General features: G+C 73.7%; 20 protein-coding genes. 10 read left to right on the forward strand and 10 right to left on the reverse strand.

Annotation, left to right across the window (positions count from 1 at the left end; translation table 11 throughout):
• Positions 1-14: 14 nt before the first annotated feature.
• Together ACFWVC_RS14685 and hemL are read right to left on the reverse strand one after the other, a co-directional pair.
• A complete protein-coding gene (locus ACFWVC_RS14685; RefSeq protein WP_384284303.1) occupies positions 15-689 on the reverse strand; it encodes a histidine phosphatase family protein in 675 nt (224 codons plus the stop codon).
• The gene (gene hemL, locus ACFWVC_RS14690) at positions 686-1999 is read right to left on the reverse strand and encodes a glutamate-1-semialdehyde 2,1-aminomutase (RefSeq protein WP_384284305.1); all 1314 of its coding nucleotides are present in this window, start codon (positions 1997-1999) and stop codon (positions 686-688) included. Before hemL ends, ACFWVC_RS14685 begins: the two co-directional genes overlap by 4 nt.
• Positions 2000-2105: 106 nt before the next feature.
• Here hemL and ACFWVC_RS14695 point away from each other — a divergent pair, with 106 nt between their 5' ends.
• Positions 2106-2687: a hypothetical protein gene (locus ACFWVC_RS14695; protein WP_384284307.1), complete on the forward strand. Its 582-nt coding sequence runs from the start codon at positions 2106-2108 to the stop codon at positions 2685-2687.
• A 65-nt stretch (positions 2688-2752) separates the two neighbouring features.
• Here ACFWVC_RS14695 and ACFWVC_RS14700 read toward each other — a convergent pair whose 3' ends face one another.
• From ACFWVC_RS14700 to ACFWVC_RS14720, 5 genes are all read right to left on the reverse strand, one after another.
• Positions 2753-3331, reverse strand: a complete 579-nt coding sequence (locus ACFWVC_RS14700) for a hypothetical protein (RefSeq protein WP_384284309.1) — start codon at positions 3329-3331, stop codon at positions 2753-2755.
• Between the two features lie 133 nt (positions 3332-3464).
• A complete protein-coding gene (locus ACFWVC_RS14705) occupies positions 3465-3659 on the reverse strand; it encodes a GNAT family N-acetyltransferase (protein WP_384284311.1) in 195 nt (64 codons plus the stop codon).
• Positions 3660-3755: 96 nt separating this feature from the next.
• Complete coding sequence (locus tag ACFWVC_RS14710; protein ID WP_384284313.1) at positions 3756-4040, reverse strand: glutaredoxin domain-containing protein; 285 nt, start codon at positions 4038-4040, stop codon at positions 3756-3758.
• On the reverse strand, positions 4037-5401 hold the full coding sequence (locus tag ACFWVC_RS14715) for a M1 family metallopeptidase (protein ID WP_384284315.1): 1365 nt from the start codon (positions 5399-5401) through the stop codon (positions 4037-4039). The genes ACFWVC_RS14710 and ACFWVC_RS14715 overlap by 4 nt, the downstream gene beginning before the upstream one ends.
• Positions 5398-9315, reverse strand: a complete 3918-nt coding sequence (locus ACFWVC_RS14720; RefSeq protein ID WP_384284317.1) for a Pls/PosA family non-ribosomal peptide synthetase — start codon at positions 9313-9315, stop codon at positions 5398-5400. The genes ACFWVC_RS14715 and ACFWVC_RS14720 overlap by 4 nt, the downstream gene beginning before the upstream one ends.
• A gap of 544 nt (positions 9316-9859) precedes the next feature.
• Here ACFWVC_RS14720 and ACFWVC_RS14725 point away from each other — a divergent pair.
• Positions 9860-11725, forward strand: a complete 1866-nt coding sequence (locus ACFWVC_RS14725; protein WP_384284320.1) for a LamG-like jellyroll fold domain-containing protein — start codon at positions 9860-9862, stop codon at positions 11723-11725.
• Between the two features lie 146 nt (positions 11726-11871).
• Positions 11872-12372, forward strand: coding sequence for a hypothetical protein (locus ACFWVC_RS14730; RefSeq protein WP_384284323.1), 501 nt, complete (start codon positions 11872-11874; stop codon positions 12370-12372).
• Positions 12373-12394: 22 nt separating this feature from the next.
• Here ACFWVC_RS14730 and ACFWVC_RS14735 read toward each other — a convergent pair whose 3' ends face one another.
• Complete coding sequence (locus ACFWVC_RS14735; RefSeq protein WP_384284326.1) at positions 12395-13378, reverse strand: phosphotransferase family protein; 984 nt, start codon at positions 13376-13378, stop codon at positions 12395-12397.
• Between the two features lie 66 nt (positions 13379-13444).
• Here ACFWVC_RS14735 and ACFWVC_RS14740 point away from each other — a divergent pair, with 66 nt between their 5' ends.
• From ACFWVC_RS14740 to ACFWVC_RS14755, 4 genes are all read left to right on the forward strand, one after another.
• The gene (locus tag ACFWVC_RS14740; RefSeq protein WP_384284329.1) at positions 13445-14065 is read left to right on the forward strand and encodes a cyclodeaminase/cyclohydrolase family protein; all 621 of its coding nucleotides are present in this window, start codon (positions 13445-13447) and stop codon (positions 14063-14065) included.
• Positions 14062-14904 (forward strand): bifunctional 5,10-methylenetetrahydrofolate dehydrogenase/5,10-methenyltetrahydrofolate cyclohydrolase, encoded by an 843-nt coding sequence (locus ACFWVC_RS14745; protein ID WP_384284331.1) that lies wholly within the window; start codon positions 14062-14064, stop codon positions 14902-14904. The genes ACFWVC_RS14740 and ACFWVC_RS14745 overlap by 4 nt, the downstream gene beginning before the upstream one ends.
• Before the next feature lie 317 nt (positions 14905-15221).
• Positions 15222-15944 (forward strand): hypothetical protein, encoded by a 723-nt coding sequence (locus ACFWVC_RS14750; RefSeq protein WP_384284335.1) that lies wholly within the window; start codon positions 15222-15224, stop codon positions 15942-15944.
• Positions 15945-16596: 652 nt separating this feature from the next.
• Complete coding sequence (locus ACFWVC_RS14755) at positions 16597-17352, forward strand: SDR family NAD(P)-dependent oxidoreductase (RefSeq protein WP_384284339.1); 756 nt, start codon at positions 16597-16599, stop codon at positions 17350-17352.
• A 48-nt stretch (positions 17353-17400) separates the two neighbouring features.
• On the opposite strand, the gene ACFWVC_RS14760 is transcribed toward ACFWVC_RS14755, so the two are convergent.
• Complete coding sequence (locus tag ACFWVC_RS14760) at positions 17401-18615, reverse strand: RtcB family protein (protein ID WP_384284342.1); 1215 nt, start codon at positions 18613-18615, stop codon at positions 17401-17403.
• Positions 18616-18853: 238 nt separating this feature from the next.
• On the opposite strand from ACFWVC_RS14760, the gene ACFWVC_RS14765 reads away from it, so the two are divergent.
• From ACFWVC_RS14765 to ACFWVC_RS14775, 3 genes are all read left to right on the forward strand, one after another.
• Positions 18854-19663 carry a hypothetical protein gene (locus ACFWVC_RS14765; RefSeq protein ID WP_384284344.1) on the forward strand — a complete coding sequence of 270 codons (810 nt, stop codon included), beginning with the start codon at positions 18854-18856 and terminating at the stop codon, positions 19661-19663.
• A 63-nt stretch (positions 19664-19726) separates the two neighbouring features.
• Entirely contained in the window at positions 19727-20440 is a 714-nt protein-coding gene (locus tag ACFWVC_RS14770) for a DUF3558 domain-containing protein (protein ID WP_384284347.1), read from the forward strand.
• Between the two features lie 127 nt (positions 20441-20567).
• Positions 20568-21851, forward strand: a complete 1284-nt coding sequence (locus ACFWVC_RS14775; RefSeq protein WP_384284408.1) for a DUF2637 domain-containing protein — start codon at positions 20568-20570, stop codon at positions 21849-21851.
• A gap of 280 nt (positions 21852-22131) precedes the next feature.
• Here the strand turns inward: ACFWVC_RS14775 and ACFWVC_RS14780 are convergent, their stop codons facing one another.
• Positions 22132-24759, reverse strand: coding sequence for an MXAN_6230/SCO0854 family RING domain-containing protein (locus ACFWVC_RS14780; RefSeq protein ID WP_384284349.1), 2628 nt, complete (start codon positions 24757-24759; stop codon positions 22132-22134).
• Positions 24760-24973: the final 214 nt, after the last annotated feature.

Consider the following 24973-nt stretch of genomic DNA (forward strand, 5'->3'; position numbering starts at 1 on the left):
GCCCGCCTACGGGGCTAGGCCCCGAAGCCCTTGCTGCCGCCCTTGACCGGCTTCGCGCCGGCCAGCAGATGGGCCGGGACGAGATCGCGGGCGGGCTCGCTGTACCCCACGGAGACGATCTTGTCGTCCTCGTAGGTGAACGTGGTCAGGCTGGCCAGGGTGCACTGCCGCTTGCGCGGGTCGTGCCACAGCCGGCGCCGCTCCACGAAACTGCGCACGGTCCAGATCGGCAGCTGGTGGCTGACGCAGACCGCCTCGTGGCCGCGCGCCGCGTCACGGGCCGCCTCCAGCGCGCCCGTCATCCGCACGACCTGGTCGGCATAGGGCTCACCCCAGCTCGGCCGGAACGGGTTCACCAGGTGCTTCCAGTTCTCCGGGCGCCGCAGGGCGCCGTCGCCGACGCCGAAGGTCTTGCCCTGGAAGACGTTGTCCGCCTCGATGAGGCGTTCGTCACGCGCGACGTCCAGGCCGAGCACGGAGGCGATGGGCGCGGCCGTCTCCTGGGCGCGCTCCAGCGGGGAGGCCACCACATAGGTGATGTCGCGACCCGACAGGTGCTCCGCGACCCGGTCGGCCATCTTCCGGCCGAGGTCGGACAGGTGGTAGCCGGGCAGGCGCCCGTAGAGGACGCCGCTGGGGTTCTCCACCTCGCCGTGCCGCATCAGGTGGACGACCGTGATCTCGCTCATGCTGCGGCCTCCGCGGCGGCGCGGGCGGCGGCCGGCAGGGCCGCGGCGATCCGCTCGATCGCGGCGGCGTCGTGCGCCGCCGACACAAACCAGGACTCGAAGGCCGAGGGCGGCAGATAGACGCCCTGCGCCAGCATCGAGTGGAAGAAGGCGGTGAAGCGGAACGACTCCTGCCGCTTCGCGCCGTCGTAATCGGTCACGCGCTCCTCCGTGAAGAACACGGAGAACATGTTTCCCGCGGTCTGCAGGCTGTGCGCCACGCCCTCCTTGGCCAGCGCCTCGCTCACCAGGCCGGACACCTCGCCGGCGACCCGGTCCACCGTCGCGTACGCGGCGTCGTCCAGCAGCCGCAGCTGCGCCAGGCCCGCGGCCGTGGCCACCGGGTTCCCGGACAGCGTGCCCGCCTGGTACACCGGGCCGGCCGGGGCCAGGTGCGCCATGACGTCGGCGCGGCCGCCGAAGGCCGCGGCGGGGAAGCCGCCGCCCATGACCTTGCCGAAGGTCATCAGGTCGGGACGGACGCCGTCGATGCCGAACCAGCCGGCCTTGGAGACCCGGAATCCGGTCATGACCTCGTCGGAGATGTAGAGCGCGCCGTTCTCCCGGCACAGGTCGGCGAGGCCCTGGTTGAAGCCCTCCGCCGGGGGCACGACGCCCATGTTGCCGGGCGAGGCCTCCGTGATCACGCAGGCGATCTCACCGGGGTGCGCGGCGAACGCGGCCCGCACCTGACCGAGGTCGTTGTAGGGCAGCACCAGCGTGTCGCCGGCCTGGGCGCCCGTCACCCCCGGGGTGTCCGGCAACCCGAAAGTGGCAACGCCGGAACCCGCCGCGGCCAGCAGCGCGTCCACATGACCGTGGTAACAGCCCGCGAACTTGATCACCTTGGCCCGGCCGGTGAAACCGCGCGCCAGCCGGATCGCCGACATGGTGGCCTCGGTGCCGGACGACACCAGCCGCACCTGCTCGACGGGCGCCACCCGCGCCACGATCTCCTCTGCGAGCACCACCTCGCCCTCACCGGGGGTGCCGAAGGAGGTGCCACGGGCGACCGCGGCCTGCACGGCGGCGATCACCTCGGGGTGCGCGTGGCCGAGAATCATCGGTCCCCACGAGCACACGAGGTCCACATATTCGCGGCCATCCGCGTCCGTGAGATACGGACCGGTACCGGACACCATGAAACGGGGCGTACCGCCCACGGCGCGAAACGCGCGAACCGGGCTGTTCACCCCACCTGGGGTCACGGCGGCTGCTCGATCGAACAAGGTCTGAGAAACTGGCGCGTCGTAGGCGTACGGATAGCTCACAAGCACATGTTCTCAAATGCCGGGCGTTGCGCGATGAGGTATCGACCGTGCATCTGACACGATGATCGGGTTGCGCGGTTGGGTCTGCGGATGGTCGGGTAGTGGAATGCAGCGCGGTGGCGAACGCGGTGGCGATCTGGACGGCGGGGGCGACGACCCCGATCCCGAGCACGCCCGTACCACCGGCCGGCGACGCCGGCCGTCAACAGAGCGCGACAAGGCCGTTGAGAAACGCGGGAGCAGGGGTGGCCGAGTGGGGGTGACCTACAAGTACTTCGGCGCACCCGACGGTGCCACGGCCGCGCGGGTCCCCATCTCCATGCGTCCGGAGGAGCTCGGCGGCGACGAACTGGGCCAGGGCATGTACACCAAGGTCAAGCCGGAGACCATGGCCGCCATGGTGCTCACTGGTATCGAGGGCATACCCCCGGCCAAGGTCCCGCCGCTGGAACTGGTCGTCCTGCACCCCGACTACGCCGTCGTCAAGCTGCCCATCTCCGTCGTCGAGCCGCTCCGCAAGGCCGACGAGGAGGCGCTCGGCGCCGCCGCGTTCATCTGGTCCACCGTCCCCGACCGGCGCGGTCCGCGGGACGCCTTCATGATCTACAAGATGCTCCACGAGTGGCAGGACTTCGCCCAGCGCTGCCACGAGAGCGGGCACCAGCTGTACTGCCTCGTCTGGCCCTGATCCGGCCCGCACACGCGAAAGGCCCGGCGCGTCACTACGACGTTCGCCGGGCCTTCGCGCGTGGGTCAGCCTGCGGGGGTGGACTCAGCCGGGGCGGCCGGGGCCGGAGCGGGCGCCTCGGCCGGAACCGCGGGAGCGGCAGGGGCCGCGGCGACCGGCGCGGGCTCCTCGACGGGGGCCGCGGGGGCGGCAGGAGCGGCGACGGCTGCGGGGGCCTCGGCCGGAACCGCGGGGGCCGCGACGGGGGCCGCGGGAGCCACCACGGGCGCGGCGGCGGCCGCAGCGGCGGCAGCGGCGGCAGCGGCAGCAGCCGCGGCCTCCTCGACGGCCTTGGCCTCGGCGGCCTCCTCCGCCTCGATCTCCGCGGTGTGCTTGGCCACGAACGCGTCGCCCAGGACCTCGTGGGCCTCCTTGAGGTGGTCGAGCTCCACCTCTCCGTTCTCGGCGACGTGGCCCTCCAGGGCCTCGAACATCCGCTCCACCGGCTCGTGCGAGCCGCCAAGGCGCTGCTCGGCGTAGACCGCGACGCCCAGCTTCAGGAAGAGCTCGGCCGTGCGGCGGTTGACGGTGAAGTCGTGGATGGCGTCACCGCCCGCGTCAAAGCCCTTCTCGATGACTTCGAATGCCTTCTTGATGAGACTCACGCTGTGCTCCCCTGCACGTGCCTGTCGGACGGCTGCCTGACTGTGACCTGATCTGACATGACATGAACTGAACTGACCCGAACTGAACTGCGCTGTACGGCAACTGACCGAACGAGCCGGTCCGCGCCGAACCCTATGGCAGTTCCCCGGCCGATGCGCAGCCGCCCTTGGCCATCACGCGGGCGGAGGCGTGGTGGTCGACGTGGCAGATGCTCACGAGCCGGTCGAGCCCGGCCTCGGTGAAGGCGAACTCCACTGCCGAGCGGGCGGCTTCGGTCGCGTAGCAGCGGCCCCAGTGAGCCCGTCCGAGACTTCGGCCGAACTCCACGCGGGCAGGATCTCGGGCAGGAAGGCCGGCATCGTCAGCGCCGCCCAGCCCGCGAGTTCGCACGTGCCGCGGACGCCCGCAGACACAGCCGCGGGGTCAGCCGCTCCACGGCAGGTGCGGGGCGTGCGTCCGTACGGCGTCGCGCAGTTGGCGCCGGGAGGGATTGACCATGGCACGGCCGGCGACGGTCACGGTGGGCACGGTCTCGTTGCCGTCGGCGACGGAGCGGACGAAGGCCGCGCCGTCCGGGTCCCGCCAGATGTTGACCTTGGTGTGGCGCAGCCGCGTCACGAACAAGTAGAGCCGCAGCCTCATGCAGTAGGGGCAGCCGGGCCGCCAGTAGAGGACGACACCGTTGTCGTGCCCTTCCGCTTCGGTCATGCTTCCCCGCTCGGCAGGCGTGGCAGCCGCGTACCGTGCAGCCACGGTTGGAACACCAGCGCGTCCAGGGGCTGGTCGCTGTGCCGGTGGGCCAGTGCGATGAACTGGTCTGTGGTCACGCTGCCATGACGGTGCGTCCGGGTCCAGGCCTGTGCCAGCGCGAAGAAGGCGGCGTCGCCCATGGTGGTGCGCAGCGCGTGCAGGGTGAGCGCGCCGCGCTTGTAGACGCGGTCGTCGAACATGCGCCGTACGCCGGGGTCGGAGAGCCGCAGATCCTGTGCCAGGGAGGCCAGCCGGGCGTGCGCGCGGTCGGCGTGGCGGCCGGCGGGCATGCCGCCGGAGACCTCCGACCAGAGCCATTCGGCATAGGCGGCGAAGCCCTCGTTGAGCCAGATGTGCCGCCAGTCGGCGATGCTGACGCTGTTGCCGAACCACTGGTGGGCGAGCTCGTGGGCGACCAGGCGCTCGTAGCCGCGCCGGCCGTCGACGTGGTTGCGGCCGAAGATGGACAGCGCCTGCGCCTCGACGGGGACGTCGAGTTCCTCGTCGACCACCACGACCGCGTACTCGGCGAACGGGTAGGGGCCGAACAGCCCGGTGAAGGCCCTCATCATCTCCGGCTGCCGGCCGAAGTCGTGGCCGAAGTCCGCCACGAGCGCGGCGGGGACGGCGGCGGGCTGGGGTATGTCGCCGCCGATGTGGTCGATCAGCTCGTACGCGCCGATCTGGACGGTCGCGAGGTACGTCGGCATCGGCTCGGCCTGCTCGTACACCCAGGTCGTGGTCGAGGCGCCGACCCGGTACGACTCCAGGCTGCCGTTGGCCACGACCGCGTACGCCGACGGCGCCGCCACGGTGATCCGGTAGCTGGCCTTGTCGCCGAGATGGTCGTTGCAGGGGAACCAGGAGGGCGCGCCGATCGGCTGGCTGGCGACGAGGGCGCCGTCCTCCAGCTGCTCCCAGCCGAGGTCGCCCCAGTCGCGGGTGCGCACCGGCTTGGGGTTGCCGACGTAGCGGACCTCGATCTCGAACGGCCCGGCGGGCAGCGTCTTGAGCGGCTTGATCCGCAGCTTGCCCGCGCGGTGGGTGTAGCGGCACGGGCGGCCGTCGACGAGGACCCGGTCAAGCCGGAACGGGCCGAGGTCGAGGCTCAGCCCGGACAGCGCGCGGGTGGCGACCGCCGAGATGCGCGCGCGGCCCGTCAGCCGGTTGGCCGCCGGGCGGTAGTCGAGCTCCAGGTCGTAGTGGGCGACCTGGTAACCGCCGTTGCCGTGCTCGGGAAAGTAGGAGTCGGCGGACACGTCCGCCCCCGGCGTGGCGGGGATGCCCTCCCCGCCACGTACGCGCTTGCCGGTGCTCACCCTCTGCGGGCCCCCTCTGTGTGCCAGGCGGAGATCGGGTTGCCCAGCCACCGGGTGCCTTCGGGAACGCTCTCCCCGCGCATGACCAGCGAGGCCGGGCCGATCGTGGTCCGCGCGCCGACGGTCGCCCCGGGGAGCACGATGCCGTGCGGGCCGAGCGTGGCGCCCGGCTCCAGGACGACCTCGTCCATGCGCATGATCCGATCGTGGAACAGGTGCGTCTGCACGACACAGCCGCGGTTGACGGTGGCGCCGTCCCCGACCCTGACCAGGTCGGCTTCCGGCAGCCAGTACGTCTCGCACCATACGCCCCGCCCGATCCTGGCCCCCATCGTCCTCAGCCACAGGCTCATCAGCGGGGTGCCGCCGAGCGCGCCGACCGCCCACGGCACGGCCAGCACCTCGACGAAGGTGTCGGCCAGTTCGTTGCGCCAGACGAAGGAGCTCCACAGCGGCCGCTCGACCGCCCGGAAGCGCCCGACCAGCAGCCACTTCGCCTCGATGGCCACCACGCAGGCCACGGCGCCGGCGGCGGCGAGCAGCAGCCCTCCGCAGAGCAGCGCCACCACGGCACCGAACCGGCTCGCCAGCGCCGCGTACCCGGCCAGCAGCAGCACCGCCAGCGCGGCCGCGCACATCATCGGGACGATCCGGCACAGCTCGACGACCCCGCGGGCCAGCACCAGGTGCCGGGGCGGCGCGAAGGTGCGGCTCTGGTCGGCGGCCTCGGGGGTGCGCGGCAGCTTCATCGGCGGCATGCCGAGGTAGGAGCTGCCCGCCTTGAAGCCCTTGGGGGTCGACGAGAGCACGCCGACCAGCCCGTTCTTGGGCACCGAGCGGCCGGGGGCGGTCATGCCGGAGTTGCCGAGGAAGGCCCGCTTGCCGATCCGGGCCCCGGCGATGCGCATCCAGCCGCCGCCCAGCTCGTAAGCGCCGACCATGGTGTCGTCGGCAAGGAAGGCGCCGTCGCCGACCGTGGTCATCGAGGGCAGCGCGAGCACGGTCGAGGCCTCGACGCGTCGGCCGATCTTCATACCGAGCGCCCGCAGCCACACGGGCGTGAACAGGCTCGCGTAGAACGGGAACAGGTGTGCGCGGGCCATGTCCATGAGGCGTTCCGTCGCCCATGCCTGCCAGGCGACGCGGCCGTGCACGGGGTGGTGCCCCTCGCGCAGCCCGCGGCCGAGCAGCCGCACGCCTGCCAGCACCAGCAGCGCGTACGTCAGCAGCCAGGCGAGCGTGGCGAGCGGGACGGCGGCGAGCGCGGCGCCCAGCGAGGCGTGCCCGGCGCCGCGCAGGAAGGCGGCGAGGACGAGCACCGCGGGGACCGAGGCCACCGTCGGCAGCAGGCCGAGCGCGAAGGACGCCATCTCGTAGGCGAGCGCCCAGCGCCGCTTGCGCGGCGGCCGGGTGTCGGGCCAGCGGTGGGACGCCTTGCCGGTACGGGCGGCGGGCACGCCCGCCCAGCGCTCCCCGGCGGGAACGGCGCCCTTCACTCCGGAGCCCGGCGCGATCTCGGCGCGCTTGCCGACGCGGGCCCCGGGGAAGAGCGTGGTGCGCGAGCCGACGGTGGCCCCGGCGCCGATCCGGATCTTGCCGACGCGCAGCAGGTCGCCGTCCAGCCAGTGGCCTGCGAGGTCCACCTCGGGCTCGACGGCGCTGCCGCGGCCGAGCTTGAGCATGCCGGTCAGCGGCGGCAGGGAGTGCAGGTCGGCGCCGTCGCCGACGCGCGCGCCCAGGGCCCGCGCGTAGTGGGTCAGCCAGGCGCCGGTGAGCTGGGTGGCGCCGCTGAAGTGGGCGAGGCGTTCCGCGGCCCACAGCCGCAGGTGCACACCGCCGCCGCGGGGGTACGTCCCCGGGCGCACCCCGCGCAGCAGCAGCCGGGCGCCGCCCGCGGAGATCGCCAGGCGGCCCGCCGGGCTGATGAGCAGCGCCCAGCCGGCCGCGATCCACCACCACGACACGGCGGGCGCGCCGGTGGAGGCGCCGAGCAGGACCAGCACATTGCCGAGGGCGGCGGCCACCACGCCCCAGCGCAGCCCGGCCAGGGTGAGCAGCGGCAGCATCAGCGCGAGCTGCGCGGCGGCCGCGCGCCGCGGGACCGGCGCGATGGTGCGGGCGGCGGTGCGGCGGGCGTCGGCCTCGTCCAGCCGCGCGGCGAGGCCCGCGAGCGTGGGGTGCTGGTAGATCTCGCTGACCGAGGCGCTGGGGAAGCGGGTGCGCAGCTGCGAGACCAGGCGGGCGGCGGTCAGACTGCCGCCGCCGAGCGCGAAGAAGTCGGCGTCGGCGGAGGTGGCGGGCGCGCCGAGGATCTCGCCCCACTGTTCGGCGAGCCAGGTCTCGGTCTCCGTCAGGTCGCCGGGCAGCGCCCCCGCGGCGTCGAGTGCGGGCAGCGGCCAGGGCAGCGCGTCGCGGTCGACCTTGCCGGAGGTGCGGGTGGGCAGCGTGTCGACGACGGCGATCAGCGGGACGAGGGCGGCGGGCAGCGCCTCGCGCAGCCGGCTGAGCGCGTCGGCCTGGTCGAAGGCGTCGGTGCCGGCGACGTAGCCGACGAGGATCTGGTTGCCGGCCCTGGTGGTGCGGACGGCGGCCGCGGCGCCCGCGACCTCGGGCAGCGCCTGCAGCGCGGCGTCGATCTCGCCGAGCTCGATGCGGCGGCCGCCGAGCTTGATCTGCTCGTCGGCGCGGCCCATGAACAACAGGCCCTCGGGCTCGGCACGGACCAGGTCGCCGCTGCGGTAGGCGCGCTCCCAGCCGAGCGAGGGCAGCGGTGCGTATTTCTCCGCGTCCTTGGCCGCGTCCAGGTAACGGGCCAGGCCGACGCCGCCGATGACCAGCTCGCCGGTGGCGCCCATGGGCAGCGGCACGCCGGCCGTGTCCACGACGGCCAGTTCCCAGCCGTCCAGGGGAAGCCCGATGCGGACCGGTCCCTCGCCGGTGAGCTGGGCGGCGCAGGCGACGACGGTGGCCTCGGTGGGGCCGTACGTGTTCCACACCTCGCGGCCCTCGACCGCCATGCGCTCGGCGAGCTCGGGCGGGCAGGCCTCGCCGCCGAAGATCAGCAGACGTACGTCGTCCAGGGCCTCGATGGGCCACAGGGCGGCCAGCGTCGGGACGGTGGAGACCACGGTGATGCCCTGCTCGACCAGCCACGGGCCGAGGTCCAGCCCGGTGCGGACCAGGGAGCGCGGCGCGGGCACCAGGCAGGCGCCGTGCCGCCAGGCCAGCCACATCTCCTCGCAAGAGGCGTCGAAGGCCACCGACAGGCCGGCCAGCACGCGGTCGCCGGGCCCCAGGGGCTCCTCCGTGAGGAAGAGCCGGGCCTCGGCGTCGACGAAGGCGGCGGCGGAGCGGTGCGTGACGGCGACGCCCTTGGGCTTGCCGGTGGAACCGGAGGTGAAGATGATCCACGCGTCGTCGCCCGGCCCGGGGCGGCGCCCCGGCTCGCCGCGGGGCGCGGCGTGCGGGGTGATCGCGCGGTGCTCGCCGATCACGGCGCAGACGCCGGCCTCGGAGAAGACCAGCTCGGCGCGCTCGTCGGGGTCCTCCGCGTCGACCGGCACATAGGCGGCGCCGGCGGCCAGGACGGCGAGGATCGACACGTACAGGTCGACGGTGCCCGAGGGGACGCGCACGCCCACCCGGTCGCCGGCGCCGATCCCGGCGTCGGCCAGGCGGCGGCGCAGCCGCTCGGTCTCGGCGGCCAGCGCGCGGTAGCTCAGCGCGGTGGTGCCGTCGTCGACGGCGGCCGCGGCGGGGTACGCGCGGGCCGTGGCGGCCAGGATGTCGAGCAGGGTGCGCTCCGGAGCGGCGTCACCGGCGTGGAAGAGCGCCGGGACGGGTTCGTCCGGAGCCGTGGCGACTCCGGCGAGGGCGGCGTCCAGCAAGGGGAGCGGCGAGTCGACGAGCGTCACGCGGGGCTCCCCGGCTCGGGCGACCCGGCCGACGGTGGCGCGCCTTCGGACGCGCGGAACACCTGGTGCCGGTCGCTCACGGCCAGAGACGGACGCATGTCAAATCCTCCAAAAGCTTGAGGCCACTGCGGTGCCGGGGGACCCGTGATCGGCGTCCCGGCCGGCCGGGGACGACACTGTCCCGGCGCCGCGGGCTTCTTCCCGCGGCCGACGTACGCCCGGCACATCCCCGTTCACCTGGCGTCCGATCTGGACGACGACGGGCCCTTTCACCTGGCGTCACAAAGAGCGAACAAGGAGTTTACCCGTGGTTCATCCACGCGGCCCGCCGAAAAGGGGGCCGAGTGGCTGGTCTCACAGCCGTTCCCCCGCACCGGGCGGGGGCCCGGCGGGGCGGCCGAAGGCCGTCGACGCCTCCTTTCCGCAGGTGACACGACGGTCCTGACGCCGTTCACCCTTCCTTCTCCGGCGGTTGGGCCGGGGCCCGCACGCCGCCCGTAGCGTCCGACCGACGCTGCCCTATCGGCCGAGAAGCGGGATCACCATGTGCGACACACACCACAGACCGGATGGACCTCAGCTCGGCGCGAGCCGCCGTTCCGTGCTGGTCGGCGCGGGGCTGGCGGGCGCCGCCGTCGCGGGGCTGGCCGCGGCCGCACCGGCGGCGTCGGCCGCCGAGACCGCGAGCCACGGCGGCTCCTGGCGCCCCGACACCGACGACTCGCGGTTCACGCTGGTCGTGATGCCGGACACGCAGTACCTCTTCGACGGCGCGAGCATCCACCCGGCCCCCGTCGAGGCGTCGTTCCGGTACCTACTGGACCACGGCAAGGGCGAGAACATCGTCTTCATGGCGCATCTGGGTGACGTCACGCAGAACGGTCAGGCCGGGGAATTCGCCGCGGTCGACGACGCGTTCCGCATCCTGGACCGCAAGGGCGTGCCCTACAGCGTCGTCGCGGGCAACCACGACATCAACTCCTCCACCGACGACCAGCGGGGCGACACCCCCTACCTGGACGTCTTCGGCCCGGACCGCTATCGCCACGCGCCCACCTTCGGCGGCTCCAGCCCGGACGGCTACAACCACTACCACCTGTTCCGCGCGGCCGGCCGCGAGTGGATGGTGCTCTCCCTGGACTGGCGGCCCTCACCGGGCGGCATCGCCTGGGCCAAGGACACCATCGCCCGGCACCCCGGCACACCGGTGATCCTCACCACCCACGAGATCGTGTACGCGAACGCCTACGGCGACGAGGCCCAGCTCTCCGGCCACGGCCAGGAGCTGTGGGACGAGCTGATCGACGGCAACGACCAGATCTTCCTCACCCTGAACGGGCACTACTGGCCGCCCGCCCGCACCACCCGCACCAACGCGGCCGGAAACGCCACCCACCTGCACATCACGAACTACCAGAACCGCTACTACGGCGGCGCCGCGATGATCCGGCTCTACCGCTTCGACCTGGCCCGCAACACCATCGACGTCGAGACGGTCTCCCCCTGGATCCTCGGCCGCGCCGGCGAGGGCCTGAACACGCTGGAGCGCGAGGAGGTCGAGCTGACCGGCCCGCAGGACCGCTTCGCCGTCGACATCGACTTCGCCGAGCGCTTCGCGGGCTTCGCCCCGGTCCCGGCGCGCCCGTCCCGCCCGGCCGCCCGGATGCTGATCCCCGGCACCGTCGCGTACTGGCGCTTCGACGCCTCCCACGACACCGACCGGGTCCGCGACCTGACCGGCCGCGGCAACGACCTCACCAAGGCCGTCGCCCCCGGGTCCGACCCGGCGACCGCGCTCACCTGGTCCGCCGAGCACCACCCCGACCAGCCGGGCCACGCCAGCCTGTACTTCGCCGGCGACAAGAGCCCGCTGCGCGGCGCCCACCTCACCACCGGCGACCACGCCCCGCTCAACTCGGCGACCTTCAAGTCCGGTTACACCTTCGAGGCGTTCTTCAAGCTCCCCGCGAACTGGGACGAGGGCCGCAACGGCTGGGCCGCCCTGCTCAGCCGCTGGGGCCTCAGCGGCGAGGCCGGCAAGACCGCAGGCGACCCCGACGAGCCCATCGCGACCCTCAGCCTCTCCGGCGGGCGCGAACTCCAGTGGTGCGTCTACCCGCTGAACACGGAAGGCTCGGTCACCAACTGGGGCCACGAACTGCCGCTGGACACCTGGTGGCACGTCGCCGTCGTCAACGACGGACGGCACACCACCATGTACGTCGACGGCTGCCCCGTCGCCCGCAACCCCTCCACCCGCAACTCCGGCCTCACCGCCCTGGGCCTGCCCTGGATGCTCGGCGGCTATGAGTACGGGGGCAAGCTCGACCAGCTCCTGCACGGCTGGATCGGCGACGTCCGCATCAACGAACGCGCCCTGGAGCCGCGCGAGTTCATGAACGCGGGCTGACCCGGCCGCCCCCCTCGCGCCCGCCCCCGCCCCGACCGGCGGGGGCGGGCCGGGTGAACGCCGCGGGCGCGGTCTGCGTATCCCCTCGCGTAGCGGGTGCCGCACGAACTGCTGCCCGAGACCGTCACGAGGGTGAGGAACGGCCGATGAACAGTCAGAGCAACGTCTCCTTCCAGGCACTTCAGGCGCTTCCCGACGGCGAGGCGGAGCTGCCCCTGGTCGTCCACCTCCGCTGGGAGGACCTGGCGGCACTGGGCCGCGAGGCGAGCCGGCTGGCGGTGCGGCTGCAGCGTCCGGTGAGTCTGGACGAGGCGGCCGGGCACCATCTGCGGACCCGGTTCGGGGTGACGCACGCGCCGGAGAAGGACGAGCAGCCCAAGGCCGACGCCACCCGCGCCGTCGCGGCACCGGCCGCCGCCGTGCCGTCCGGCGCGGCGCCGATGGCGATCACCCCGGGCACGGCGCAGCACTCGTCGGGGGCTCACGCGGCGCCGCCCGTCGTGACGGGCACGGGCACGGGAACGAGCACCGGCGCGGCGCCGGCGGCACACCAGCCGCACCAGCCGCACCAGACGGACCACGCCGGACGGGTCGGCCCGCTGGGCGGCCGGAACATGGTCGTGCAGCCGGGCACCACCGCCGGCTGACCGGAGAGCACGGGCGGCGGCCTCAGCCGCCGGACGCGGCGGCCCTGGCCTCGTCCGTCCAGCGCCCGAGGGCAGCGCGGCAGGTCTCGATGTGGTCGCCGCCGTAGCCGCGCGGGCCGCACTCGACGACGAGGATCAGGCCGAGGTAGAGGCGGTAGAGCGCCAGCCGGTGCCGCATGGCGGGCCCGAAGTCCAGCTGCCCTCCGGCCTCGCGGTAGCCGGTGACCAGGTCGCTGTCCGGGCCGGTGTCGCCGCCGAAGCCGAGGGAGACCAGTTCGGCGGCCGGGTCTCCGAAGAAGGCGCGTTCGTGGTCGATGAGGCCGGTGACGGCGGTGCCGTCGTCGGAGACGAAGACATTGCCGGGCCACAGGTCGAAGTGGACCAGGCGCGGCCGGTCGACCCGCGCGAGCACGGACCGGCCGGCCGCGACCAACTCCCGTATCTCCTCCGGTGACACCCCGAGGGGGGAGTGCCACCGTTCGGCCTCCTCCAGCATCGCCTCGACCATCGCGCCGAAGGCGGCCGGCCAGTCCGCCGCCGACAGCCCTGCCTCGGGGGCGGGGTAGCCGTAGCGGCCGTCCTGCGAGGTCAGGGTGTGCAGCCGTGCCACGATCCGGCCGAGTTCGCGGCGCAGCGCGGCCTGCCGTTCGGGTGGGAGGCGGTCGGCGGCCTTGTCCCACGGCGTGCCGGGCAGGACGGACAGGGCCATGAACTCCGGTGCCGCGTGGAGCAGTTCCGGCAGCGGAACGCCGTCGAGGGCGGCGGCGCGGCGGTGCACCATGATCTCCGTCGCCATGATGCCGCGCTCGTAGCGCAGCACGACGGCCTCCGGCGGTGGCGCGATCTTCAGCACGGCGGGGCGTCCGTCATCGAGCAGCACGCGGTACGCGGCGTTGAACCAGCCGTCCGTCAGCTCGGCCTCGACGCGGCAGCCGAACCCCGCCGACGCGCGCAGCAGGGAGGAGAGCTGATCGGGGGTCAGGGCGCGCTTGGTGAGGCTCCGCATGACCCGCATCGTATGAGAGCGCTCCCACACCTGTCCCGGGTCCGGCACCGTGAAAGGATCGCGGGCATGCGCGACCAGACGATCGGTGAATTCCTGGAGCAGTTGTCCGCGCGGGTGCCGGCGCCGGGCGGAGGCGCCTCGGCGGCGCTGCACGCGGCCCAGGGCGCCGCCCTCGTGGCGATGGTCGCCCGCTACACCACGGGTGAGCGGTACGCCGGACACGCCGCCGCCGTCGAGCGGATCACCGCGGCCGCCGACGCACTGCGCGAGACCGCCCTGCGCCTGGCCGCCGAGGACGCCGCCGCCTTCACCGCCGTCACCGACGCCTACCGGCTGCCCAAGGACACCGACGAGGAGAAGGCGGCGCGTTCGGCCGCCATCGCCGCCGCCCTGCAAGGCGCGGCGCGTCCGCCGGCCGAGGTCGTCGGCATCGCCGAGGGCGTGATCGCGCTCGCCGGGGAACTGCTGCCGATCGGCAACCGCAACGTCCTCTCCGACGTCGCCGCCGCCACCGAGGCGGCCCGCGCCGCGGCCGGCACCGCGCGCGTCAACATCGAGATCAACCTCGGCGGCATCAAGGACGAGGCCGCCCGCGCCGGGTTCTCCGCGACCGCCGACGCCGTCGGCGCGCTGATGGAGCGTGCCGACCGCGTCACCGATGCCGTACGCCAGGAGATCGCCAAGTGAGCCCCGCACGTGTCCTGTCCGGCAGGGAACTCGCCGCCGCGCTCCGGGAGGAGACCACCGCGCGCGCCACCGCGCTGACGGAGGCGGGCCGGCCGCCCCGGCTCGCGGTCGTCGTCGCGACCGCCGACGAGTCCAGCGCCTGGTACGTGCGCTCCATCGCGCGCGCCGCCGCCAAGTCCGGCATCGCGTGCGACATCCGCGACCTCGGCCCCGACGCGTCCGCCGCCGCCCTGCGCGCCGAACTCGCGCGGCTCAGCGAGGACGAGGCCGTCCACGGCGTCATCCTGCAGACCCCGCTGCCGGCGGGCGCCGCGCTGGAGGACCTGGCGTCGGCCATCGCGCCCGGCAAGGACGTCGACGGCGCCAACCCGGTGAGCCTCGGCCGGCTCGCCGCGCGGCTGCCGGCGTTCGCCCCGGCCACGGCGGAGGCGGTCGTCGCGCTCCTGGAGCACCACGGGATCGAGCTCGCCGGCCGGCACGTCGCCGTCGTCGGCCGCTCCACGGTGGTCGGCAAGCCGGCGGCGCTCCTGCTGCTCGACCGCGACGCCACGGTGACCGTCTGCCATTCGCGCACCCCCGACCTGCCCGCCGTCACCGCCGGCGCGGACGTCGTCGTCGCCGCGGCCGGCCGTCCCGGGCTGATCGCGGCCGGACACGTGCGTCCCGGCGCCGTCGTGGTCGACGTCGGCACCAATCCGACTCCCGAGGGCGGCCTCGTCGGCGACGTGGACGCCGCCTCGGTCACCCCGCACGCCGGCGCCCTCACGCCGGTGCCCGGCGGCGTCGGCCCGGTCACCACCGCCCTCCTGCTGCGGCACGTGGTGCAGGCGGCGGAGTAGGGCGCGCGCGGCGTCGAGGCCTTTCCCGCGGGGGAGTTGAGGTGGCGTGCCCGCGGGCGCGGCGGAATCGTGCGGAACCGTTCCGAACCGTGCCGGGAGGCGCCCACCCACGGGGGCGCGCGGCTACACCCGTCACGCCGGGTGGCACAAGCCCTACGCACTTGCTCTGTTCCCGGACTACTTTCGTATGGCAATCTCATCTACACGTCGTACGCTCAGGCCGCACGGGCCCCGTACGCCCCTTTCCGCCCCACTCCCTCCGTTCCCTCCCCGCTGGTTTCCCGCTGTTTCACAGGACCGACGAAGAGAAGACCGCTGTGGCGCCCCTGCCCCTCACTCTCGCGGCTCGTCTGCTGCCCACCGCCGTACTCGCCATCGTCGGCTGGACGATGGCCTCCTCGTCCCAGCACGACGACGCCGCGGCCCCGTCGGCCGGCGGCTCTCCTGCGGGGGCAACGGCGCCGTCCGGCGGCTCCGGCTCCTCGAGCAAACCGGACGCGCCCGGCAGCTCGGACGCCCCGTCGGTCACGTACACCAAACCGCCCGCGCCCTGCACGGCGATGAAGACGGCCACGATCAAGAAGCTGGTGCCGGAGGCCAAGACGGCGGGCAAGCCGCTCTCCCTCACCGACCCCTCGCACCGCACGGGCTGCTCCTGGAACGCGCTCAAGGGCTTCGACTACCGCTGGCTGGACGTGACCTTCGAGGTCGCCGCGGGCGGCAACGGGCAAAGCGCGGAGAAGGCGGCGCAGGCCTCGTACGACCGGGCCAAGAAGACGAACACCGCGGCGGGGATCGGCGACGAGGCGTCCGTGGGGGTCCAGGTGACCACCGAGGACGGACAGCAGACGCGCGAGGCCGTCGTGGTCTTCCGCAAGGGGAACGCCGTGGTCACCGTCACCTACAACGGCAGCGACTTCGAGTCCAAGAAGGCGCCCGGCGTCTCCGAGGTGCGCGACGGCGCGCTCACCGCGGCCAAGGACGCCCTGGCCGGCCTCGGCAAGGCGGCGACCTCCGCCACCGGCGACCAGAGCGCCTGACCCCTCTTTCCCCTCAGGGGCGCGGGGCCGGCGCGGTCCAGGCGCCGCGCGCCGCGCGCGGCATCGCGGGGGGCGGGAATCGGTACGTACGCCCGGGGGCGGATTCGGGGCAGCCGACAGCCTGACACCGCCCCCGTGGGAACGTGACGAGGTCCGTGACGTCACCCGCCGCGGCAGCGGCATGCACGGCGAACCGCCGGCTCCCTCCGCCGGCACACCGACGAACGTCGGCAGCCGTCTGCCGCGCCGGCGGCCGGAACGCCGCCGACCTCAGCCGGAAGCCCGCCGCAATGCTCCGCGACGGCGCCCACGGGCTTCCTGCCCGCCACCTACGAGGCCGAACGCCCGTGAGCCTCCTCCCGCCGCTGCGCTGCGAGGATCGCCTGCCGTGCCCTCGCCGGCTCCCATCGCCCGGCCGGCACCCCGTTCCCGGCTCTGCCACTGCGGGAGGGCCAGGTCGGCCGCCGCGGACCGGCGGACCGGCACCACCACGCGCGGCACGCCCTCGACACGGGCACACGGACGCCGGTGGTTCGACCGGCCCACCACCGTGGGGGACCTCACCGCCACCGCGCCTATGCTGCAGTCACAGCCCGGCCAGGCCAGGCCGGGCCCAGCAGCCGCGTACCGGCGAAGCGAAAGGCAGCGCGACATGAGCCCCCGTACCGCAGTCGTCACCGGAGCGAGCAGCGGCATCGGCGCCGCCACCGCCCGCCGGCTCGCCGAAGCCGGCTATCACGTCGTCCTCACCGCCCGCCGCGCCGAGCGGCTCGACGCGCTCGCCAAGGAGCTCACCGCCGCCGGCCACTCGGCCGAGGCCGTCCCCCTCGACGTCACCGACCGCGCCGCGGTCGACGCGCTCGCCGGCTCCCTCGACCGCTGCGACGTGCTCTTCGCCAACGCCGGAGGGGCGCTCGGCGCCGATCCCGTCGCGACCGCCGATCCGGCGGAGTGGCGGACGATGTACGAGGTCAACGTGCTGGGCGTGCTCCACACGGTGCAGGCGCTGCTCCCGAAGCTCATCGCCTCCGGCGACGGCACCGTGGTGATCCTGTCCTCCACCGCGGGCCTCACCCCCTACGAGGGCGGCGGCGGCTACGTGGCCGCCAAGCACGGCACGCACGCCCTCGCCGGCACCCTGCGCCTGGAACTGCTCGGCCAACCCGTCCGGGTCGTCGAGATCGCGCCCGGCATGGTCAAGTCGGAGGGCTTCGCCGTCACGCGCTTCCACGGCGACGAGGAGAAGGCCGCCGCGGTCTACGCGGGCGTCGCGGAACCGCTCACCTCCGACGACATCGCCGACGCCGTCACCTGGGCCGTCACGCGCCCCGCCCACGTGAACGTGGACCTCATGGTCGTCCGCCCCCGCGCCCAGGCCGCCCAGCACCGCGTCCACCGCGAGAACTGACCGGCGCGCCCCTCCCCGGGCCGGCGGCGCCGGCCCGGGGAGGGCACGTCATCCCTTGACGCAGACGACCTGCTTGAGCTTCGCCACGACCTCGACCAGGTCCCGCTGCTGCTCGATCACCTTGTCGATGGACTTGTAGGCGCCCGGGATCTCGTCCACGACGCCCGAGTCCTTCCGGCACTCGACTCCCCGGGTCTGCTCCTCCAGGTCCCGCGTGGAGAACCGCTTCTTCGCCGCGTTGCGGCTCATCCGGCGGCCCGCGCCGTGCGAGGCGGAGTTGAAGGCGTCGGGGTTGCCCAGGCCGCGGACGATGTACGAACCGGTGCCCATGGAGCCGGGGATGATGCCGTAGTCGCCGCTGCCGGCCTTGATCGCGCCCTTGCGGGTCACCAGCAGGTCGACTCCGTCGTACCTCTCCTCGGAGACGTAGTTGTGGTGGCAGGAGATCACCTGGTCGAAGGTGACCTTCGCCTTGCGGAACTCGCGCCGCACGACCTCCTGGAGCAGGGCCATCATGATCGCGCGGTTGCGCTTGGCGTAGTCCTGCGCCCAGAACAGGTCGCGGCGGTACGCCGCCATCTGCGGGGTGTCCGCGATGAAGACGGCGAGGTCGCGGTCGACCAGGCCCTGGTTGTGGGGCAGCTTGTGCGCCTCGCCGATGTGGTGCTCGGCGAGTTCCTTGCCGATGTTGCGCGAACCGGAGTGCAGCATGAGCCAGACGGCACCGGACTCGTCGAGGCAGACCTCGATGAAGTGGTTGCCGGAACCGAGGGTGCCCATCTGCTGGAGCGCGCGCTCGTGGCGGAAGCGCACGGCCTCGGCGAGGTCGTCGAAGCCGTCCCAGAAGTCGTCCCAGCCGCTCGCCGGCAGGCCGTACAGCCGGCCGGGGTCGACCGCCTCGCCGTGCATGCCGCGGCCCACCGGGATGGCCTGCTCGATCTTCGAGCGCAGCCGCGACAGGTCGCCGGGCAGGTCGCCCGCCGTCAGGGAGGTCTTCACGGCGCTCATCCCGCAGCCGATGTCGACGCCGACGGCGGCCGGGCAGACCGCGCCGCGCATGGCGATGACGGAGCCGACCGTGGCGCCCTTGCCGAAGTGGACGTCGGGCATGACCGCGAGGCCCTTGATCCACGGGAGCGAGGAGACGTTGCGCAGTTGCTGCATCGCGACGTCCTCGACCGAGGCAGGGTCGGTCCACATGCGGATCGGCACCCGGACGCCGGGCACCTCGGTGTACGTGGGTGTGGATGCGGATCCGGACATGGACATCTGCCTTTCCCCCAGGGGTGGTTCATGGAACGGTTCAACCAACAAAGCGCTTAAAAGCGGATAAATGCCATGCATCAATGAAAAGCGAAATCAGGGAGGAAGTCATCCATACAGCCCCCGAGCCCGGCGACGGCCACGGCCGGTGCGGTAGACATTGTGTCTACTCGGCAGCGTCCCCCGCCAAGGGATTTACGCGAGCGCCGGGCCACCGCCGGAGGAAGGGGCCACGTCAGTGCAGCCATCGGGACACCGCGCCAACCGGGTACGGGCACTGCTGAGCGGGGCGTGCGCCGTGACGCTGGCCGCCGTGGCGCTGACCGGCTGCAGCGGCTCCGACGGTTCCGGGAGCGGCACGGCGGCCGACGACGCGGCCAACGGCCGGCAGACCGTCGCCGCGGCCCCGCCCGGCAAGTACCGGGTGCTGCCGGAGCCGTGCGGTTCGGTGTCGGCCGGCACCATCACCTCGCTCGTGCCGAACACGGCCGATCCCGCGGGCGAGGCGAGCGTGACGTTCGACACGGACCGGAAGGTCGGCTGCAAGTGGACCGGCCACACCGCCCTCGGCAACCGCTACCTCCAGGTAGACCTGGAGCGCGTGGTGTCGTACGACACCGCGGTCAGTGACGACGACCAGGCCGCGACCGACTACCGCACCCGCGCCGCGGACGCCGACATCCCCCTCGTGCCCGTCGGCGGCGACGCGGCCGCGACCACTCCGCCCGGCATCCAGGACCCCTCGACAAGCCCCAGCTCAACGGGGATTTCCGCACCTCCGAGCGGCAGCCCGTCCGGCACCCCGGAGGACATCGCGCCGCGCGTCCTGGAGGGCCTCGGCGACGACGCCTTCCTCGACGACACACTGCGCACCCGTGACTCCGGTGTGCATCGCGACGTGACCGTCGTCTTCCGTATCGCCAACGTCCTCGTGACCGTCGGCCTCTCCCAGTGGTCGACGGACAAATCGGTTGAACCGCCCAGTTCCGACCTCCAGGCGGGCGCCCGTCAGGTGGCGGCGGAACTGGCAGATCAACTCGACGAATGAGGCGATCCGCGTAGTCTGGCCGTTTCTGCCATGACATGACACGCGGAAGTGAGCGAAGGATCCATGCACCGATCAGCCCCACGCCTCGCCCGTCTGCTCGCCTGCGCGGCCGTGCCCGTGACGCTCGTCGCCGCCTGCTCCTCCGGCTCGGACTCGCCGAAGGCGGCCGCCGGCTCAGGGAAGACGGCGGCCGCCGCGTCCCCCTCGGGATCGCCCACGGCCTCCGCCTCACCGCACGTCGCGGCGGCGAAGTACACGCAACTGCCGAGCGCGTGCGCGGCCGTCCGCCCCAAGACCGTCGCGTCGCTGGTCCCCAAGGCGAAGAAGCCCAAGGGCGCCCCCGTCTCCTCCGGCTCCGCCGACGAGCGCGGCGGCTGCTCCTGGAACGGGCTGAACGGCTACCAGTACCGCTGGCTGGACGTGTCGCTCCAGCGCTACGACTCCGTGGCCGGGCTCGGTTCCGCCGAGCAGCAGGCCAAGAAGCGCTACAGCGAGCTGGTCGCGGAGGCGAAGGCCGCCAAGGGCGCCACGAGCGAGACCGTCACGGCGGCCGGCACGTGGGACACCGGCACCGCGGTGACCTCGAAGACCACGAAGGACAAGGAGGAGTACCAGGACGTCACGGTCGTCGCCCGCTCCGGCAACGCCGTCGTCACGCTCTCCTACAACGGCGCCGGCCTGGAGGACGCCAAGACCCCCAAGGCCGATGATCTCCGGAAGAACGCCGTGCAGGCGGCCAAGGAAGCCGCCGCCTCCGTCGCGGCGGCGAACGCGTAACAACTCCTCTCCCGCCGTACGGATTCACCACGTTTGTGCGACGTGCCCGTCGGCCGGTATGGCAGGCTGGGCGGGCTGGGCAGGCCAGTTTCCGAGCCTTGGAGGGTCGCGGGTGTCCGCGATACGCATGAACCGGACGCACCGCATCCTGGTCGGTGTGGTGGTCGCCGGAGCGGTGATCATCGCAGCGATCGGCTTCGCGGGCTCGTACGCGGCGGTGCGCGAACTCGCGCTCGCCAAGGGATTCGGCTGGTTCGCCAACGTCTTCCCGATCGGCGTCGACGCGGGGATCGTGGTCCTGCTCGCGCTGGACCTGCTGCTGACCTGGCTGCGCATCCCCTTCCCGCTGCTGCGCCAGACCGCGTGGCTGCTGACGGCGGCCACCATCGCCTTCAACGGCGCGGCGGCCTGGCCCGACCCGCTCGGCGTCGGGATGCACGGCATCATCCCGATCCTCTTCGTGGTCTCGGTGGAGGCGGCCCGGCACGCGATCGGCCGGGTCGCCGACATCACCGCCGACAAGCACATGGAGTCGGTCCGCCTGGCCCGCTGGCTGCTGGCGCCGGTGCCGACCTTCCGCCTGTGGCGGCGCATGAAGCTGTGGGAGCTGCGCAGCTACGACGAGGTCATCCGGCTGGAGCAGGAACGTCTCGTCTACCAGGCCCGGCTGCGGGCGCGCTACGGCCGCGCCTGGCGCCGCAAGGCCCCGGTGGAGTCGTTGATGCCGCTGCGGCTCGCCCGCTTCGGCGTCCCGCTCACCGAGACCGGCCCCATCGGCCTCGCCGCGGCCGGCATCGAGGTCCCGGCTGCCCCCGCGGCCCCGGCGCCCGCCGCGCTGCCCGCCCCGGCCCCCGTCGCCGCCCAGGCCCCGATACCGGAGGCGGTCCCGTACCCCGAGGAGTACGCGGTCCCGGAACCGGCTCCCGAACCGGCGCAGTTCGCGCCCGCACAGACCGCCGTGGCGCCCCAGGCGCAGGCCCCGGTCGCCGCCCAGGCCCCGATACCTGCGCCCGCCCCCGCACCCGCACCCGTCCCGCAGGCCGAGCCCATCACCGCACCGGTCGGCGCGGGCAACCGCCGCCGCGCCCTCGCCGACGGCACCGGCGTGATCCCCACCCCGCGCGTCGAGTACGCCCCCGAGCCCGAGCCGGAGTTCTACGCCGAGCCGGAGCCGGAACCAGAGCCCGTCGTCATCGAGGACATGGGCCGTGAGGAGCTCTACGACCGGGCCTTCCGCGCGTACCACCAGCAGTTCGGCGCCTTCCCCAACGCCCGGCAGTTCGGCCTGATGCTCCAGGACCGGTACGGCATCTCCAGCCCCAACGGCGGCCCGCTGAGCGAGAGCACGCTGCGTCCCTACGTCCGCGAGCTGCGCCGCCGGCTCGAACTCGACGGGCAGTACGCCTCCTAGCCAGGACCCGCCCGGCCGGCACACGACCGGCGCCGCGCCGGCTCCACGGCGGCGGAGGCCCGCGATGCCGGCCCGATGCCCGGGGCAGCGGAAGAAAAGACGTCAACGGCAGCGGGTGGCCGCCTCGTTCGCGCATGCCGCGGGCCGCTGGTAGGGGTGCTCTTCGAGACCCAGGACGCGCGTCCCCGGGCGCCTGACACCTCCGACCGCCCACCGGCTGAGCCTCTTCGTGCCGCACCCCGCCGGACGTCGGCCGCCGGTCAGGCCCGGACAGGCCCGGTCAGGAGACCGCCGGGGCCGGCGCGAGCGCCGCCACGACGTCCGCCGCCGACAGCAGCCGCACCCGCGCCGCGTCGAGCCCCGCCGGGTGGAGGGCGAACACCTCGCCGCTCTCCGGCAGTTCGAGGTCGCCGCGGAGCAGCCAGGCCAGCCGCGCCCGTCCGAGCTCCTTGAGCGCGTCAGGGCCATCGCCGTCGGATCCGTCCTCGTCGGGCGTCCCGATCCGGGCCGCGAACTCCGCCACCGGCTCCCCGGCGCGGCGCCGGTAGGCCGTCACGGAGTCGTCCGCGTGCCGCAGCAGCACCGTGGCGGCGCGGGCCGCCGCCTGCCACACGGCCAGCTCGCCCAGGGCCACGCGGGCACCGGAGGCGAACAGCCCGGTGAGGGCCTTGCCGAGCAGGGCCAGGTCGTCCCCGTGCCGCCCGACCGAGTGGTCCGTGCCGGTCACGCCCTTGGCCACGTCCAGCCACCGCATGGTGCGGTTCGCCACGTCGAGGACCAGCGGCACGCTCACCCGGGCCCGGCCGGCCAGGTCGTAACGCTGCTCCACGGCACGGGCGTCGAAGACCGGCCCGTGGTCGCCGGGCAGGTCGCGGGCCATGAGCCCGGCGAACGCCTCGGCCAGAGCATCGAACGGGACGTTGTTGAACGAGAAGACCACCGCGACCACGTGGCGGACCCCGGCGGCCGCCAGCGCGTCCAGGTCGAGATCGACGAACTCACTTGCTCCCTGCGGCGCCGGGGCGCTGGTCAGGTCGCCCGAGTGCACGGCGGCGTCCCGCCCGAACCGCAGGCGCGTGTAGTCGCAGTGCCCGACCGCGTTCCACTCGGCGTCGAACAGCGCCGCGGACAGGTCCAGGTCGGTGCGGCCGGACTCCTCGCTCTCCATCCAGTGCAGGAACAGCCGCACGGTCCTCCCGTCCGGCACGGGCAGTTCGCTGCCGCGCGGCAGCGTCACCAGGGCGCGCGAGGCCGTGCGCTCGGTGAACGGTGCGATCAGGCCGTCCAGGCCCGCGTCCACGACGGCGACTTCGACCGCCTCCGCCTCCGCCGCCCGGCGCAGCACCTCGGCGTGCAGCAGGGCGACGGCCCGCTCGATCACGTCCGTCGCGATCGGCAGCCGCTCGTCCTCCATCAGATGCGCCTTGGCGGTACCGCCCTTGGGGAAGAACACCCGTGTCGCGCCCGCGTGCGGACGGCTGCGCAGCTCGCCGAGCGCGGACAGCAGCACGGCGGGAGACACCCGCGGCAGCACCGGCTCCAGCGCGGAGAGCACGACGCCGGCGTCCGCGGGGTCGGACAGCCGCAGCAGGTGGTCCAGGCGGCGCACGAACTCGCCCGGCCGCTGCGTCAGCAGCGCGACCGCCGCCGGCACGTCCATGGCGTCGAGCGCGGCCTCGACCCGGCCCGCCAAGCCGCGCACCCGGACGGTGGTGCCGGTCGCGTCCACCCGCGCCTCGCCGTCGGCCGCCGTCCGCAGCGTCGCGGTCAGCGCGTCGCCGTCCGCGAGCCGGGTGTCGCGCAGCGCCGCGACGGCCAGCGCCGCCCGCGGGAAGCGGCCCGCGTACTCGAAGGGGTGCAGCAGCTCCGCGACGCGCAGCCAGGCGTGCCGGTGCCGGCGCATGTCCTGGACGGCCAGGTCGGGAGCGAGGCCGTCGAGTACGCCGAGCAGGGCACGCCGCAGCGGCCGGGGCGCGGTGACGAAGCGCGGCAGGTCGGTCAGACCCGGATCGCCGCCCGATCGCACGGCGAGCAGCCGCAGGATGTCGGTCGCCGTGTCGATGCGGGCCGTCACGGCCGGGACGGTCGCCTCGTACGCGGTGGGGTCCGCCAGCAGCCAGGCCAGAACACGCGCCTTGGTCTCCCGGCCGGGGATCTGCTCCGGCAGCCAGGACACATCGGCCCGGTCACGGGTCTCCAGCAGCGCCAGGAGGTCGTCGGCGTCCTGCGGGCTCAGCGCGCCGGTACGGGCGAGAAGTCCGCGGATCTCGTCCGCGGCGTCCGCGTCCCGCGCCACGAGGTCGCCGCCGTGGTGCAGCACGCGCAGCCGCTCGGGGAGTACGCGCCGAAGGCCACGGAAGCGCCGCGGACGGCGCGGCCGCAGGAAGGGGTCGTCCGCGTCGATCCGGCGGTGGCAGATGGGGCACGCGGAGAAGTCCGCGCCGTCGAAGCAGCTCCGGCACACCAGGTGCGCGCAGGGCGAGACGGCGTGGACGGTGCCTTGCGTGCCGCACAGCACGCACGGCTGCTCCGGGTGCTGGAAGAGCAGGGTCAGCACGCGGTCCACGTAGAACGCGAAGGTGTCCCGCGGTGTGCTCGCGGGGAAGTCGCTGAACAGCGGCACGTGGGGCCGGTCCGCGCCGAGCGCCGCGTCCAGGTCGGCCAGCAGCGACCGGCCCGCCGCGGCCAGCGCGGTCTCGCCGCACCCGGCGAGCGCTTCGCGCAGCGCGGGCGACATCAGGTAGCCGCGGTCCAGGAGGTCGGCCTCCAGCAGCGCCGCACCGGCGGCGCTGCTGAGCGATGTGCCCGCCGGGGCGGAGGGCAGGTAGACGGCTCCGCGGCGGGCGAGCATGACGGCCGCGAGCGGCCGCGGAACGGTCGTGGCGGGTGCGGTCGTGGTCGTGAACATCGCTGTGTCTCCCCCTGGTTGACCTCAGGGCGGGAAGTGGGCGCGCTGACAACCTTCGCGGGAACGCAGAGTAGCGATGACTGTGGGAAGGAAGCACGCCCGAAAGCCGCCCCGGGTCCGGTCCGGTCGCCGGACCGGTGACGCCGGTTGCGTGCGCGGGGCGGGAAGGGGGCGCACTTTTTAATCCAGGAAAGGGAAGAGAAGGAAGCACGCC

It is taken from the genome of Streptomyces sp. NPDC058691, assembly GCF_042714775.1.
Taxonomy (GTDB): Bacteria; Actinomycetota; Actinomycetes; order Streptomycetales; family Streptomycetaceae; genus Actinacidiphila.